13 protein-coding genes are annotated in these 15,429 nt (G+C 63.0%); 5 read left to right on the forward strand and 8 right to left on the reverse strand.

The window, feature by feature from the left end; genetic code table 11:
- The first annotated feature begins 25 nt into the window (after positions 1 to 25).
- Complete coding sequence (gene purE, locus FHU12_RS16190; RefSeq protein ID WP_141970523.1) at positions 26 to 550, forward strand: 5-(carboxyamino)imidazole ribonucleotide mutase; 525 nt, start codon at positions 26 to 28, stop codon at positions 548 to 550.
- Complete coding sequence (gene purK / locus FHU12_RS16195) at positions 547 to 1,614, forward strand: 5-(carboxyamino)imidazole ribonucleotide synthase (protein WP_141970525.1); 1,068 nt, start codon at positions 547 to 549, stop codon at positions 1,612 to 1,614. The genes purE and purK overlap by 4 nt, the downstream gene beginning before the upstream one ends.
- 64 nt (positions 1,615 to 1,678) lie before the next feature.
- Here purK and FHU12_RS16200 read toward each other — a convergent pair whose 3' ends face one another.
- From FHU12_RS16200 to ybbA, 3 genes are all read right to left on the reverse strand, one after another.
- Positions 1,679 to 3,085: a sugar porter family MFS transporter gene (locus FHU12_RS16200; RefSeq protein WP_141970527.1), complete on the reverse strand. Its 1,407-nt coding sequence runs from the start codon at positions 3,083 to 3,085 to the stop codon at positions 1,679 to 1,681.
- A 358-nt stretch (positions 3,086 to 3,443) separates the two neighbouring features.
- Positions 3,444 to 5,876, reverse strand: a complete 2,433-nt coding sequence (ybbP, locus tag FHU12_RS16205; RefSeq protein WP_141970529.1) for a putative ABC transporter permease subunit YbbP — start codon at positions 5,874 to 5,876, stop codon at positions 3,444 to 3,446.
- Complete coding sequence (gene ybbA / locus FHU12_RS16210; protein ID WP_004940192.1) at positions 5,873 to 6,559, reverse strand: putative ABC transporter ATP-binding protein YbbA; 687 nt, start codon at positions 6,557 to 6,559, stop codon at positions 5,873 to 5,875. The genes ybbP and ybbA overlap by 4 nt, the downstream gene beginning before the upstream one ends.
- Here ybbA and tesA point away from each other — a divergent pair.
- From tesA to FHU12_RS16225, 3 genes are all read left to right on the forward strand, one after another.
- A complete protein-coding gene (tesA, locus tag FHU12_RS16215) occupies positions 6,530 to 7,168 on the forward strand; it encodes a multifunctional acyl-CoA thioesterase I/protease I/lysophospholipase L1 (protein ID WP_185742367.1) in 639 nt (212 codons plus the stop codon). The two genes, ybbA and tesA, sit on opposite strands and share 30 nt — an antisense overlap.
- Before the next feature lie 26 nt (positions 7,169 to 7,194).
- Positions 7,195 to 7,971, forward strand: coding sequence for an SDR family oxidoreductase (locus FHU12_RS16220; RefSeq protein WP_096241989.1), 777 nt, complete (start codon positions 7,195 to 7,197; stop codon positions 7,969 to 7,971).
- Between the two features lie 77 nt (positions 7,972 to 8,048).
- Complete coding sequence (locus FHU12_RS16225) at positions 8,049 to 8,903, forward strand: co-chaperone YbbN (protein WP_025160052.1); 855 nt, start codon at positions 8,049 to 8,051, stop codon at positions 8,901 to 8,903.
- Between the two features lie 125 nt (positions 8,904 to 9,028).
- Here the strand turns inward: FHU12_RS16225 and cfa are convergent, their stop codons facing one another.
- The 5 genes from cfa to FHU12_RS16250 all read right to left on the reverse strand — a co-directional run bounded on the left by cfa (position 9,029) and on the right by FHU12_RS16250 (position 15,127).
- Positions 9,029 to 10,180, reverse strand: coding sequence for a cyclopropane fatty acyl phospholipid synthase (gene cfa / locus FHU12_RS16230; RefSeq protein WP_141970533.1), 1,152 nt, complete (start codon positions 10,178 to 10,180; stop codon positions 9,029 to 9,031).
- Positions 10,181 to 10,374: 194 nt separating this feature from the next.
- Complete coding sequence (locus FHU12_RS16235; RefSeq protein ID WP_141970535.1) at positions 10,375 to 11,277, reverse strand: carbamate kinase; 903 nt, start codon at positions 11,275 to 11,277, stop codon at positions 10,375 to 10,377.
- A gap of 21 nt (positions 11,278 to 11,298) precedes the next feature.
- On the reverse strand, positions 11,299 to 12,168 hold the full coding sequence (locus FHU12_RS16240; protein ID WP_141970536.1) for an oxamate carbamoyltransferase subunit AllH family protein: 870 nt from the start codon (positions 12,166 to 12,168) through the stop codon (positions 11,299 to 11,301).
- A 16-nt stretch (positions 12,169 to 12,184) separates the two neighbouring features.
- Complete coding sequence (locus FHU12_RS16245; protein WP_116286602.1) at positions 12,185 to 13,450, reverse strand: YlbE family protein; 1,266 nt, start codon at positions 13,448 to 13,450, stop codon at positions 12,185 to 12,187.
- 9 nt (positions 13,451 to 13,459) lie between these two features.
- Complete coding sequence (locus tag FHU12_RS16250) at positions 13,460 to 15,127, reverse strand: acyl-CoA synthetase FdrA (protein ID WP_141970538.1); 1,668 nt, start codon at positions 15,125 to 15,127, stop codon at positions 13,460 to 13,462.
- Positions 15,128 to 15,429: the final 302 nt, after the last annotated feature.

A 15,429-nucleotide genomic window follows, 5' to 3' on the forward strand; every position in this document is an offset into this window, starting at 1 on the left:
GAAAAATCACAGGAGCCTTACACCCATGGGAGCCAACGCCGCTTCAGCCGCCACTACCGGGGCGAAAATCGCAATTGTAATGGGATCGAAAAGTGACTGGGCCACCATGCAGTTCGCCGCCGAAGTCCTGACCCAGCTCGATGTCCCCTTCCATGTCGAAGTCGTTTCCGCTCACCGCACGCCGGACAAGCTGTTCAACTTCGCCGAGCAGGCTGCCGCCAACGGCTTTGACGTGATCATCGCCGGCGCCGGCGGTGCGGCGCACCTGCCGGGCATGCTGGCGGCGAAAACCCTGGTGCCGGTGCTGGGTGTGCCGGTGCAAAGCGCCGCGCTGAGCGGCGTAGACAGCCTCTACTCCATCGTACAGATGCCGCGCGGCATTCCGGTGGGCACGCTGGCGATCGGCAAAGCCGGCGCCGCCAACGCCGGGCTGCTGGCGATGCAGATCCTGGCGCTGCACGACGCCGCGCTGGCGCAGCGTTTGGCGGACTGGCGTCAGGCGCAGACCGAAGACGTCTTGAACCACCCCGATCCGCGGGAGGACGCATGAAGCCGGTTTGCGTACTGGGCAACGGCCAACTGGGGCGCATGCTGCGCCAGGCCGGCGAACCGCTGGGCATCGCCGTCTACCCCATCGGCATCGATGCCGAACCTGAGGCGGTGCCGTATCAGAACAGCGTCATTACCGCCGAGATCGAACGCTGGCCGGAAACCGCGCTGACGCGCGAGCTGGCTACCCACAGCGCCTTCGTCAACCGCGACATCTTCCCGCGCCTGGCGGATCGCCTGACGCAAAAACAGCTGCTCGACCAGCTCGGCCTGGCAACCGCGCCGTGGCAGCTGCTGGCGAGCGCCGCCGAATGGCCGCAGGTGTTCGCTTCGCTGGGCGAGCTGGCGATCGTCAAACGCCGAGTCGGTGGCTATGACGGCCGTGGCCAGTGGCGCCTGCGCCCGGGCCAGGAAGCCGAACTGCCGGCCGACGCCTATGGCGAGTGCATCGTCGAGCAAGGCATCAATTTCTCCGGCGAAGTGTCGCTGGTGGGCGCGCGCGGCCACGACGGCCGTTCGGTATTCTACCCGCTGACCCACAACCTGCATGAAGACGGCATCCTGCGCACCAGCGTGGCGCTGCCGCAGCCCAACCCGGTGCTGCAGCAACAGGCCGAGCAGATGCTGGCGGCGATCCTGAACGAGCTGAACTACGTCGGCGTGATGGCGATGGAGTGCTTTATCGTCGGCGATCGGCTGCTGATCAACGAACTGGCGCCGCGCGTGCACAACAGCGGCCACTGGACGCAAAACGGCGCGTCCATCAGCCAGTTCGAACTGCACCTGCGCGCGATTCTCGGTTTGCCGCTGCCGCAGCCGGTGGTGAGCACGCCGTCGGTGATGGTCAACCTGATCGGCACCGCCGTCAACGAACAGTGGCTGTCGCTGCCGCTGGTGCATCTGCACTGGTATGAGAAAGAGGTGCGCCCGGGCCGCAAGGTCGGCCACCTCAATCTGAACGACCCGAGCGCCGCCGATCTGCGCCAGGCGCTGCAGGCGCTGGCGCCGCTGCTGCCGGGCGAATACCAAAGCGGGCTGGCCTGGGCACAGCAGAAGCTGGCTTAACGGTTTACACCGCCGAAAAGAAGAAGGTTCAGCCCAGGCTGAACCTTTTTCATTGCCGCAAAGATCAACGCGAGCCGATGTTACGCAACGGTTTGCCGGCCATCAGATTGCGTTCAATCTGTTCCAGCGAAATATTTTTGGTTTCCGGGATCAGCGCCAGCGTGATGAAAACAAACAGCACGTTAAGCCCCGCGTAGACCCAAAAGGTGTGAGCGCTACCCAACGAATTCAGCATGGTCAGGAACGTCGCCCCCACGATCATATTGGCTATCCAGTTAGTGGCGGTGGAACAGGTTATGCCGAAATCGCGGCCTTTCAATGGCTGGATCTCTGAGCACAGCACCCAAATCAGCGGGCCGGCGCTCATGGCAAAGCCGACGATAAACATCAGCAGCATAACGATGGCGAAATATTGCCCCGCCGCCGAGTTCATGCCGATGTTCATCATGGTTCCCAGCGCCCCCATGCCGACAGCCATCACGATAAACCCAAGGATCAAAGTGGGCTTGCGGCCCCAGCGATCAACCAGTCCAATCGCGATAAAGGTGGCCAGCACGTTGACCAGACCGACGATCACCGTACCCCACATCTGCTGTTCCGTACTGGCGAAGCCCGCCAGACCAAAAATCTTCGGCGCGTAATACATGGTGACGTTCATTCCGGTGAACTGTTGCATCACCTGGAGAAGAACGCCAAGGAAAACCGCGCGTCGGAAATTTTTATTGCCTTTGAACAACGCCCAACCTCTTTGCTTCAGTTTGAGGCTTTCACGAATTTCATTCAGCTCATGCTGCGCCTGGGCACTGCTGTCGCGCAGCTTCTCCAACACCTGACGCGCCTGCTCATGGCGATTGCGCGAGGCCAACCAACGCGGGCTGTCAGGCAAAAAGAACACGCCGACCAACAACAGCCCGGCCGGGATGGTGATAACGCCCAACATCCAGCGCCAGGCACCGGTATAGCTGAATGCCGTATCAGACAGGTAGGCGGCCAGAATGCCGATGGTGATCATCAATTGATACATCGAGATCATGCTGCCGCGGATTTTCTCCGGCGCGATTTCAGAAAGATAAATCGGCGCGGTATAAGAAGCGATACCCACCGCCAATCCCAGCAGAATACGTGAAACGATCAGCACCTCCACGTTGGGGGCGAACGCTGAAAACAGCGATCCCGCCACAAACAGAATGGCGCCGATCATCAAACTGTATTTGCGCCCCAGCCGGAAGTTCATCCAGCCGCTGCCGATGGCGCCGACGGCGGCGCCAAACATCATTGAGCTGACCACCCACTCCTGCTGAGAGCTGGTGATCTGAAAAGTGTCGGTAATAAACGGCAAGGCGCCGGCGATCACGCCGATATCAAGACCGAACAGCAGGCCGGCCAAGGCGGCTAAAAAACAGACAAAAAAAGTCATACCGACATGAGTCGGGCTTTTCTCCGCCGGTGTAACTTTGACGGTATCGCTCATACAGCCTCCAGGAGAAAACGGTCATCAGTGTGCGACATGATAGGAGGCAATGCGTCGGAGATAAGTGAGTGCGATCACATTAGTGAAAACGGTTACACACCATTAAATCTTTATAGACCGCTTTTTATGGCGGATGAATTCGCTTAAGTCATGCATAATCCTATAAATTAATGCGAAAAACAGGCGAAACCGGCCAGCTATCCGTTGCACCGATGCTCAGTGGCAAACGTATCGACATGACATAAATGTAATCGATTTCACTATAAATGGGCATGATAGAGGAATAGCGCCAGTAACGCGCGAAAGAAAATCGGCAGGCCCGGCCACGCCAGGCGGCAACGGGCCTGCGATCGCAACATCACCCCTCATAACTTCGGAACAGCGCCCGGCCGCGCAGCAGGCGCACGCCCAGCCAGCCACCGCACAGCGACAGCAGTAGCGCGCTGGCCAGCGGCAGCGCCCACCACAGCACCGGCGTCGGCGTCCACGGGAAGTCGAACACCCGGCTTTGCAGCAGCCACAGCGCCGCCTCGGCGCCTACCGCCGCCGCGATGCCCGCCACCAGCCCCAGCAGGGCGAACTCGCACCACAGCGTGCGGCGCAGCAGCCGTTTGCCGGCCCCCAGCGTGCGGTACACCACCAGCTCCTGACGGCGCTGACGCATGCCGACCTGCACCTGTGCCAGCAGCAGCAGGCCGCCGCACAGCACCACCAGCACCACCATCACCTCCAGCGCGCGGCTGACCTGCTGCAGCACGCCGCCGACCTGTTTCAGGATCGCGCCGATGTCCAGCAGGCTGAGCGTCGGGAACTGGCGGTTGAGCTGGGTCAGCATCTGGCCGTCGCCGTCGTAGCGGAAACTGGTGAGCCAGGTCTGCGGCTGGCCGTCCAGCGCGCCCGGCGGGAAGATAAAGTAAAAGTTCGGCTTCAGGCTTTCCCAATCCACCTGGCGCAGGCTGGTGACCTTGGCGCTGAACGCCTGGGTATCGCCGCTGAAGGTCAGCGTGTCGCCCAGCGTGATCTTCAGCCGCCCGGCAATGCCTTCATCCATCGAGACTTCGCCGCTTTTCGGCGGCCAGTTGCCCGCCACCAGCGGATTATGATCCGGCAGATCGGCCAGCCAGGTCAGGTTCAGCTCGCGGTTCACCGCCTCGCCGCCCGGATCGTCTTCATGCACCCGTTCGGTCGCCAGCTGCTGGTTTATCTCGGTCAGGCGTACCCGGACGATCGGATAATAGGTTTCCGGCTTGATCTGGTGCTGCTGCAGGAAGGTTTTCACCTGCGGCACCTGCGCCTCGGTCATGTTGAGCAGGAAATAGTTCGGGCTGTCCGGCGGCAGCTGTTGCTGCCAACGTTCGAGCAGATCGCCGCGCAGCACCAACAGCAGCGCCAACAGCATGAACGACAGCGAGAATGCCGCCAGCTGGCTGATGGTCACCCACGGCTGATGCAGCAGGCGGTTGACCGCCAGCCGCAGCGCCAGGCTCTTGAGCGTGATGCGGCGCAGCAACAACAGGCTGCCCCAGCCGATGCCGCCCAGCAGCAGCGCCAGCACCGCCATACCGGCCAGGATCGCCCACAGTAGCGTGCTGGCCCCCATCAGCACCACCAGCAGTGCCACCACAATCGCCGCCGTCACCGGCAGGAAGTAGCGCAGCGGCCACACGTTGGCCGTCACGTCGCGGCGCAGCACCCGCAGCGGTTGGGTAGCCAGCAGCTGACGGTACGGCCGCAGCCCGACCAGCAGCGAAATCAGCACCAGCGCGCCGAGCGCCCAGAGCCACGGCCAGGCGCCGGCGGCGGGCAACGCGGCCGGCAATACCGGCTTCAGCAGGCGAATCAACAGCGCTTCAAATGCCAGCCCGATCGCCCCGCCGCACACCGCCGCCAGCGCCATCACCGCCAACCACTGGCCGACGATCAACTTACGCAGCGCGCCGCGCCCGGCGCCAAGGGTTTTCAACACCGCGATCAGATCGTAGCGGCTGCGGCAATAGTGGCTCATCGCCACCGCCACGGCCGCGATCGACAGCAGCAGCGTCAGCAGCGCCGACAGCAGCAGGAACTGTTGGGAACGCTGCAGCGACTTGCCGAGCGCGCTGCCGGACTCTTGCAGCCCGAACCAGCGCTGATCCGGCGTCAACTGCGGCGTCAGCCGCGCTTCGTAACGCTGAATATCCGGCTCGGCGCCGGCGAACATGTAGCGGTAGGTCAGCCGGCTGCCCGGCTGCACCGCGCCGGTCTTATCGACGTCCGCCAGGTTGATCATGATGCGCGGCGCAGTCTGGAACGGATTGAAGCCGGCGTCCGGCTCCTGAATGATTTCACCGGCGATGCGCAGCGTGGTGTCGCCCACCTCGAGCGAATCCCCCACTTTCACGTTCAGCAGCGCCAGCAAACGCGGCGCCACCAGCACGCTGCCCGGTTCGGGTTTGATATTGGCCGGGCGCGTTTCCAGCTTGCCGTACAGCGGATAGGCCAGATCGGTGGCTTTCACGTCCGCCAGCTGCGGCCGATCGCCGGCATAGGTCATGGTGGTGAACGACAGCTGACGGCTCAGCTTCAGCCCCTGCTGCTGCGCGTCCAGCAGCCAACCTTCCGGCACCGGATGCGCGCTGCGCAGCACCCGATCGCCGGCGATAAAGTCGCGGCTCTGTTGGCTGAGCCCTTTATCCATGCGATCGCTGATGCTGCCCAGCGCCAGCACGCAGGCGACGGAGAGCGTCAACGCCAGCCAAACGATCAGCAGCGACGGCGAGCGCCATTCGCGCCAGAACCAGCGCCAGATCATGCTTCCTCCCACAGCTTGCCTTCGCGCAGCCGCAGCCGCCGCTGGCAGCGCGCCGCCAGGGTTTCGTCGTGGGTCACCAGGATCAGGGTGGTGTCAAAATCCCGGTTGAGGGAAAACAGCAGGTCGGCGATGCGATCGCCGGTCTGACGATCGAGGTTGCCGGTGGGTTCATCGGCGAACAGCACCCGCGGCCGGCCGCTGAAGGCGCGCGCCAGCGCCACGCGCTGCTGCTCGCCGCCGGACAGCTGCGCCGGCAGGTGATCGAGCCGTTTCCCCAATCCCAGCTGTTCCAGCAGCTGCACCGCCTGCTCGCGGCTCTGTCTGTCGCTCTCGCCGCGCAGCAGCGCCGGCAGCTGCACGTTTTCCAGCGCGTTCAACGTCGGCACCAGCATGAACGACTGAAACACGAAGCCGACGTTCCTGGCGCGCAGCGCGGCGCGGCCTTCTTCGTCAAGTGCGGTCAGCGACTCGCCGAGCAGGCGCACCTCGCCCTCGCTGCCGTCATCCAGCCCGGCCAAAATGCCCAGCAGGGTCGATTTCCCCGATCCGGATTCACCGATCAGGGCGATCGTCTGCGCGGGTTTGACAAGCAGCTCGACTCCGGTAAGGATGGTGAGCTGATGCTCACCCTGACCAACGTGTTTACTAAGATGATGAACTTCAAGAACGTTTTCCGCTGGCATCTTCCCTTCCTTTTGCTGTTGGGATTATTCAGTTTACGCGCTGTCGCCGCCGATACCTTGTTGATTTTGGGCGACAGTTTAAGCGCCGGCTACCGCCTGCCGATCGAGCGGGCCTGGCCGACGCTGTTGGCCGAACAGTGGCAGAAAAAACCGGGCGCGCCACAGCTGGTCAACGCCAGCATCAGCGGCGACACCGCCGCGCAGGGGCTGGCGCGTCTGCCCGTGCTGCTGAAACAGCATCAGCCGCGCTGGGTGCTGATTGAGCTGGGCGCCAACGACGGCCTGCGCGGCTTCCCGGCGCAGGACGTACAGCGCGATCTCGGCCAGATCATCACACAGGTGCAGCAGGCCGGCGCACAGCCGCTGCTGATGCAAATTCGCATCCCGCCGAACTACGGCCGCCGCTATACCGAGGCGTTCAGCGCCGTCTATCCGGCGCTGGCCAAACAGTTCAACATTCCGCTGCTGCCATTCTATATGGAACAGGTGGTGGTGAAGCCGGAATGGATGCAGGATGACGGATTGCACCCCAATGGGGACGCCCAGCCGTTTATCGCCACCTGGATGGCGGAGCGCCTGGAACCGCTAGTAAAACATGAGTCTCACTAAATTAGGGTCGTACACTAGGTAAAGTTATGCAAAAAGCGGTATTGATAACCGGCTGTTCCAGCGGGATTGGACTGATTGCGGCGCAGGATCTGCGCAACCGCGGCTACCGGGTGCTGGCCGCCTGCCGCAAACCGCAGGACGTGGAAAACATGCGCCAACTTGGGCTGGAAGGCATCGAGCTGGATCTGGACGACAGCGCCAGCGTCGAGCGTGCCGCTGCCGAGGTGATCGCGCTGACCGACGGCCGCCTGTACGGCCTGTTCAATAACGGCGGTTTCGGCGTTTACGGCCCGCTCAGTCGCATTTCGCGCAGCCAGCTGGAGCGGCAATTCGCCACCAACCTGTTCGGCACCCACCAACTGACCCAGCTGTTGTTGCCCGCGATGCTGCCGCACGGCGAAGGGCGCATTATTCAGACCAGTTCGGTGATGGGCCTGGTTTCCAGCGCCGGGCGCGGCGCCTACGCCGCCAGCAAGTTCGCGCTGGAAGCCTGGTCGGACGCGCTGCGTATGGAACTGCACGGCAGCGGCATTCAGGTCAGCCTGATCGAACCGGGGCCGATCTCCACCCACTTTAGCCAGAACGTCAACCAGGCGCAGAGCGATAAGCCGGTGCACAATCCCGGCATCGCCAAGCGCCTGACGCTGCCGCCGGAGGCCATTCTGCCCAAACTGCGCCACGCGCTGGAGAGCCCGCGCGCCAAACTGCGCTACCCGGTGACCCTGTTGGCACACGCCATGAGCGTGCTGCGCCGCATTTTGCCGGGCCGCTGTCTGGATTGGCTGCTGCGCGGCAACGCTTAATTCGCCCGCCGGGGTTGAAGAATGGCGGCGCGCCCCCATCTACACCCCATGGCTCCGCACGATCAGAGAGAAAAAAGATGCTAGCTCAAGCTGTTGTTGATATTAACGAAACTAACCTGCACCAGACGCTGGAACAATCGATGTCCATTCCGGTGCTGTTCTACTTCTGGTCCGAGCGCAGCCAACACTGCCTGCAGCTCACGCCGGTGCTGGACAAGCTGGCGGCGGAATACGCCGGTCAGTTCATTCTGGCCAAGGTGGACTGCGACGCCGAACAGATGATCGCCTCCCAATTCGGGCTGCGTTCGATTCCGACGGTCTACCTGTTCAAAGACGGCCAGCCGGTCGACGGCTTCCAGGGCCCGCAGCCGGAAGAAGCGATCCGCGACTTGCTGCAGCGTTTCCTGCCGAAGGAAGAAGATCTGAAACTGGCGCAGGCGCAGGAACTGCTGGCCGCCGGCAACGCCGCCGAAGCGCTGCCGCTGCTGAAAGACGCCTGGCAGAGCAGCCAACAGCGCAGCGACATCGGTCTGACGTTGGCCGAAACCCAGATCGCGCTCAGCCGCAGCGAAGACGCTGAAGCGGTGCTGGCAACCATCCCGCTGCAGGATCGCGATACCCGCTATCAGGGCCTGGTGGCGCAGATTGAACTGTTGAAGCAGGCGGCGGACACGCCGGAAATCCAGCAGCTGCAACAACAGGTGCAACAGCAGCCGGACAACGTCGAACTGGCGGTGCAGCTGGCGCTGCAGCTGCATCAGGTCGGGCGTAACGAAGAAGCGCTGGAACTGCTGATGGGGCATCTGAAGAAAGATCTGGCCGCCGCCAACGGCAACGCGCGCAAGACCCTGATGGACATTCTGGCCGCACTCGGTACCGGCGACGCGCTGGCCGCTAAATATCGCCGCCAGCTGTACTCCCTGCTGTACTGATATCCGTCATACCTGAAGCTGCATCCAGGCGGCAAACGTGAGAAGCCCTGGGAGCTTAGATAACTAAGTGACCAGGGGTTCGAACGTGCAGCCAACAACGATGCGGCGGGAAAGACGAAGGGATATCAACGATAGACCCGCACCCCACCTTCCACGCCCGCCGGGCTGAACAACACCTGCCACAGCTGAATGTTGCGCGAACGGAACGCGCCGGCGCACGCGTTCAGGTAATAGGTGAACATGCGTTCGAAGCGCTCGGAATAACCGCCCGCCAACTCTGGCCACGCCCGTTTGAAGTTCTCCAGCCAGGCCATCAGCGTGCGATCGTAATCGGCGCCAAAGTTGTGCCAATCCTCCATCACGAAACGCCCTTCGCTGGCCTCGGCGATATGCCGCACCGAAGGCAGACAGCCGTTGGGGAAGATGTATTTGTCTATCCAGGCGTCGACGTTGAGATCGGTCTGATTGGAACCGATGGTGTGCAGCAAAAACAGGCCGTCGGGCTTCAGGTTGCGCGCCGCGACGCTGAAATAGGTCTCGTAGTTTTTCGGCCCGACGTGCTCGAACATGCCGACCGACACGATGCGATCGAACTGACGATCCAGATCGCGGTAATCCTGCAGCAAGATCTCGACGTCCAGCCCGGCGCAGCGCGCCTGCGCCAGCTTCTGCTGCTCGGCCGAAATGGTCACACCGTGCACCGTGACGCCGTAGTTTTGCGCCGCAAACTGCGCCAACCCGCCCCAGCCGCAGCCGATATCCAGCAGCGTCATGCCCGGTTTCAGCTGCAGTTTTTCGCAGATCATCCGCAGCTTGTCCTGCTGCGCCTGCTCCAGCGTCTGCGCCTCTTTCCAGTAGCCGCAGGAGTATTGCATGTAAGGGTCAAGCATCGCCCGGAACAGGTCGTTGCCGATGTCGTAGTGCTCTTTGCCCACCTGCCAGGCGCGCTTGCGCGATTGGCGGTTGAACAGCCGGGCATAGGCGATGCGCGCGATGTCGCTCAGGCTTTTCGGCAGCCGCTCATCGACGCCGGCCTGCAAAATGCGGGTGAACAACATGTCCAGCCGTTCGCACTCCCACCAGCCGTCCATATAGCCTTCGCCGAAGCCGAGCGAGCCTTCCTGCAAAATGCGTTTGAACAGCGCCGGGTTATGCACCCGGATATCCCAGGCGCGCGGGCCGTTGATGGCGACGCCGGCTTCCGCCAACATCTCCTCCACAATGCGATACCAGCGATCCTTCTTCTGGGCGAGTTCATCAACACTGAGCGAATCCATAACAATCCTTGGCCGAAATGTCATTTCAAAAAGCATAGTCGCAAATAAAAATGACAAATTTTTGACGGTAAATACGGGGGTGTTTTTACTCTAGCCAAGGCGAGCAACATCATGAAATGAATAAAAATTATTGAAATCATGCCATTTAGGCATACTTATCCGCGCCAACCTGGGCGCGGATAAACCGACGGCGGCTAAGGTAAAATAGAAGTGCCGGCCTGGTCCGCCAGCACCGCGTCGATATCCTGCAGGCCACCGATATGCGCCGTCCGCCCGGTGCGATCGACGAAGCGGCTGACCGCCATGATCTTCGGCCCCATGGCGCCGTCCGCCACCGCCATCGGCGCCAGCTCCTGCGTGGTGGCGCGGCGAATGGCGCGCTGGCGCGGCGTGCCCCACTCCTGGTACACCGCGTCGGCATCGGTGAGGATCACCAGATGATCGGCCCCCACCTGCTCCGCCAACAGCGCCGCAGCCAGATCTTTGTCGATCACCGCTTCGCTGCCCGTCAGCCCATGCTCGCCGGCGATCATCGGGATACCGCCGCCGCCGTTGCAGATCACGATGTGCCGCTGCGACAGCAGCAGCGTGATCGCCTCGATGTCGAGGATCTTTTGCGGCGCTGGCGAAGGCACCACCCGGCGAATGTAGTTACCGTCCGCCTTCAGCGTCCAGCCGTATTTGGCCTCCAGCGCCTGCCGCTGTTCCGGCGCATACACCGGCCCGATGAACTTGCTCGGCGCCTGATAATCCGCATCCTGCGCATCCACCAGCACCCGCGTCAGCAGCGTGGATACCGGCTGCTGCGGATGGCAGGCGTTCAGCTGCTGCGCCAGCATATAGCCGATCATGCCCTGGCTTTCAGCCACCAGAATATCCAGCGGATAGGGCGGCACATCGCGGTACGCCAGGTTCTGCAATGCCAGCAGCCCCACCTGCGGGCCGTTGCCGTGCACGATGGCGATGCGGTATTTCTGCGCCAGCTTGCCGATGGCGTCGGCGATGAGGGCGATGCTCTTATACTGATTTTCCGCAGAGAGCACGGCTCCGCGCTGCAACAGGGCGTTGCCGCCCAACGCAATGACCAAGGTTTTCATGGTTTGCACCCGTAGTTGAAATCATACCGTCCCGGCCGGATCCGCGATCCGGCCCTCGTATTCACACCGCGCGCCGCACAGTGCGTTAATCGTCGTCACCCCCAGCCACACGCCCAGCAGCGTGTCCGCTCCCGAGAAGTGCCCCAGGCTCAGCACCGCCGCCACCGCCGCCGATACGTCTTCAGGCGCCCGCAGCCCCTGCGCCAACGCATGCAGCGGCGTGGCGAACACGCCCTGCTCGGCGTAACGCAGGTAGTGCGCGCTCACCAGCGTGGTCAGCGCGTCCAGCGGAGGGGTATGGGTGAAAAACGGCGCCAGCCCGGTGACAGGGATGCGGCTGTCGAGGTGCGCGCTCAGCAGCAGGCCGAGCAGGGTGTCGTCGTTGCTCGGCGTCAGCCCCGGCCCCTTGCCCAGCGCCTGACGCCAGTCGACCGTGTCGCCCCGCAGCCAACGGGAGAACTCCCGCACCAGCGCGGCCAGCTCCGGTGTTAACGGTTGCCTCACCAATCGGCCCAGCTCGCCGTGCAACCCGCACTGCGCCGTGCAGCGCTGCAATACTGCCGTCAGCGGCCGATCGGCAATGGCCGCGCGCAGTACCAACGCCAGATCCCGCGCCGCCGCGGCGGGCCGAACCAGGAGCGCATCCAACGTGATGCCGGCGGCGGAGAAAGCGCAGCGTCGCGCGGACGGCGCCGCATGACGCACGCGGTCGAAATCCCGCGTACCGAGCTGCCACCCCATCGGGCTCAGGCCGCTGCCGGCGCGGTGCAGCGTCAGCAGCCGCGCGTTTTCCGTCAGGAAATTGATCGCGTTGTTGAAGCTGCCGACGCAGCGCAGCGCGCCGTAATCCTGCGTCGCATGGCGGCTGCCGGCCAACGCGATAATGTCCATACGCCCCTCCGTTTGCTTACGCCGTAATGCCGAGCTTATCGGCCAGCGCTTCGATCGCTTTCTCGAAGCAGCCGAGCGGTGCACGCACCGTGCCGGCGCCAATTTGCCCGACCCCGGCTTCGCGGTGGGCGATGCCGGTGTTGATCAGCGGCGTGATGCCGGTTTCCACCACCCGGCGCGCATCCAGCCCCAGGCAGGCGCCCTGGAAGTCCCAGGTCGGGATCTGCAGCATCATGTTGCGCTCGAGGTAGATCTCCGCCATTTCCTCAGAGATGTCGGTGGCGGCGCTCATGCCGCCGGAAGCCCCGACAAAGCGCGTCACGCCCGGGGCCGCGACCATCGCCGCGCCGCCAATGCCGAAGGTTTCGGTGATCGCGCTGTCGCCGATGTCCGGGTTGGCGTCCGCCTGGCTGAAGCCGGAGAAGAACAGCCCTTCCGGCGTGTTCACCGGCGCGGTGAACCACCGATCGCCCATGCCGCTGATCTTGATGCCGAAATTCTTGCCGTTGCGGGTCATTACCGTGACGATGGTGCCCTGTTCAATCTCCGCCCCGGCGTCCATCGCCGCCTTGCAGTAGGCCATCGCCAGATTGAGGAAGAACTGATCGGTGATGCTGAGGAACTGCATCACCTGCGCCAGCTCCGCCTTATCGCGAGGCAGCAGGCTAATCTCCGGCGCCAGCCTGCGCATCAACAGCGCCGAGGCCGCGATATTGCGCTGGTGGAATTCGTCCCCCATGCTGATCGCCTGCGCCATCAGCGCGGTCAGATCGATCCCTTCGTCCAGCGTCGCCAGCACCGCTTTCAGCACCGGGGCCAGCGAGTCGCGCATCCAGCGCAGGCGCTGCTGCACGTCCTCACCGTAGGCGCCGAAGCGCATCACTTTGCCGATGCCTTCGTTCATGTTGCAGTAGGCGTAATTGCCGTGAACGGTATTCCTGACCACCACCATCGGCATGTGGGCCGAGGTGATGCCGCCCATCGGCCCCACCGCACTCACGCTGTGGCACGGGATAAACTCGATTTCCCCCTGCTCCAGCAGCGTCAGCGCCTGCTGCTCATCCTGCGCCCAGCCTTCGAACAGGCAGGCGCCGATGCAGGCGCCGCGCACCGGTCCGCTCATTTCTTGCCAGGTGACCGGCGGGCCGGCGTGCAGCAGCTTGCGCCCTTCGGCCAGCTGCGGGATCAACCGGTGCGCCAGATCCACATCCTGCCAGTGCGGGCGCGCCTCGCGGATACGGGCGATAACGGCGGCGTTTGCTTGCTCAATCGTTGCGTACATAGCGGTTCCTTACTTTAATTTTTTCAAGATGTTGGCTAATCGTTGATCGCCACCGGCCACCGGCGCCCACTGGTAATGCACCACCGGGATATCGCTGGTTTGCAGGTCATCGGCGAAGCTGCGCAGCCCGGCGTTGATCACCGCGACGCCGTCCAGCAAGGCCGGCCGTTCGCGTTCAGGTGCGGGTAAGACGGGAGTAATCAGCTGATGCGCCAGCGCGACCGCCGCCGGCAGCGACGGCATTACCGCGATGCCGGCCTCCTGCAGGGTGGCGATTTGCCGCGAACGCTGCTGCGGATCCTGTTCGGTGCCGGTGACGGTGGCGATCGCCGCCAGCGGGTGAGCCGCGCCGCGCGCCGCGCGCACGTTGGCCACCTCGGCCGCCAGCGACGCCGCCGGATCGTCCTGAGCGCCGAAGCCGATCACCACGTCCAGCAGCAATACGCCGGTCTGCGGCTGCTGCGCCAGGCGGGCGATCTCTTGCTTGCGGGCGGTCGGGTCAATCATCGGGTGCGGGCGCCCCTGGGTATAAAAGTCATCACCCATGTCGATGATGCGATGGCCGTCGGCCACCAGCATGGCGCCGCGCGGATGCTCGCTATCCACCGGCAGGGACAGTTTTTCCGCCAGCAGCATCGCGCATTCGGCCGCCAGCGTGCCCCCGGCGTACAGCCCGGCGATTTTGCCGCCGGGCACCGCAGGCTGTTGCGCCGCCTGTTGCTGCACGCAGCCCAGCATCGCCGCCAGCCGCGCCGCTTCATCCAGCGTGGCGGCGAACGTGATGTTGCCCTCCTGGCGCACGGCAGACTGCGCGCCGAGGAACAGCGCCACCACCGGCTTGCCGAGCGCTTTCATCTCGTCGATCACCCGCTGGCGCACTTCGGGCGCCGGCGGCTTGGACACGAACGCCAGCACAAGACTCTGCGGATCCGCCGCCAGCATGCGCAGCGCGCTGATGGCGCTGATGCCGCCGATCTCCGCCGTCAAATCCCGCCCGCCGAGGCCGATAGCGTGCGAGATGCCCTGGCCCGCCAGGGTAATTTGCGAAATAAGCTCCTGAATGCCGGTGCCGGAGGCGCCCACCACGCCGATAGATCCGGCGGGTGCCACGTTGGCGAACGCCAGCGGCGCGCCGGCAATGCAGGCGGTGCCGCAGTCCGGCCCCATCACGATCAGCCCGCGTTCACGCGCCTTGGTTTTCAGCGCCACTTCCTGCGCCGGGCTGACGTTGTCGGAGAACATCATCACGTTGCAGCCGTCTTCCAGCGCGCTATCCGCCAACTCCGCCGCGTATTCGCCGGCGATCGAGATCAGCGCCAGATTGGCGGCGGGCAGCTTCTGCCTGGCGGTGCGCCAGCTGCGCGCCCGCAGCAGTTTTTTGCCGCCCTGGCTCCCCTGCGCAATCGCCTTGAGCGCCGTCTCCAGCGCCACGCCGATCTCCTCGGCGATCGTCTCGTCGGCGGACTCCGCTTTGATCGCCACGCAAATATCGTTCGGCGTCGCTTCGCTAAACTGCGGGTGCCAGAAACCGGTCACCTCCAATAAGGATTTATTGGCCGGCGTCCCCATCATGACGGATATTTCCTCGACCTTGGGAGATTCACTGAGTTTGCGGGAGATCAACATCAGGCTGACGGAATCCTGAAAGCTCCCCTTTTTAATAAAAGCATGGATCATGGTGATATCCTTAAGACAGCATTTAATAATATCGGCAATATTTCCCGCACCGGCGGCACGGCGATGCATTGAATCCAGCGAAAAGGTTAATTATCAAGCTACAAATTAAAATCACGCCCAGAGGTGAGTGCGGTCACACTTTATCTATTGTTAGAAAAAATAACTTAATCACTTCAATATTAGTTAATCCAGACGGGGAAAAGCATTTATAAAAAAACTTCTAACAATGGCAATTTAATTCAACGAATTTTTAATCCAATCGGATAAAACGCATCTGGATCACATTATTCCCCCCCGGTATT

The sequence above is a fragment of the Serratia marcescens genome (assembly GCF_006715005.1).
Lineage (GTDB): Bacteria > Pseudomonadota > Gammaproteobacteria > Enterobacterales > Enterobacteriaceae > Serratia > Serratia montpellierensis.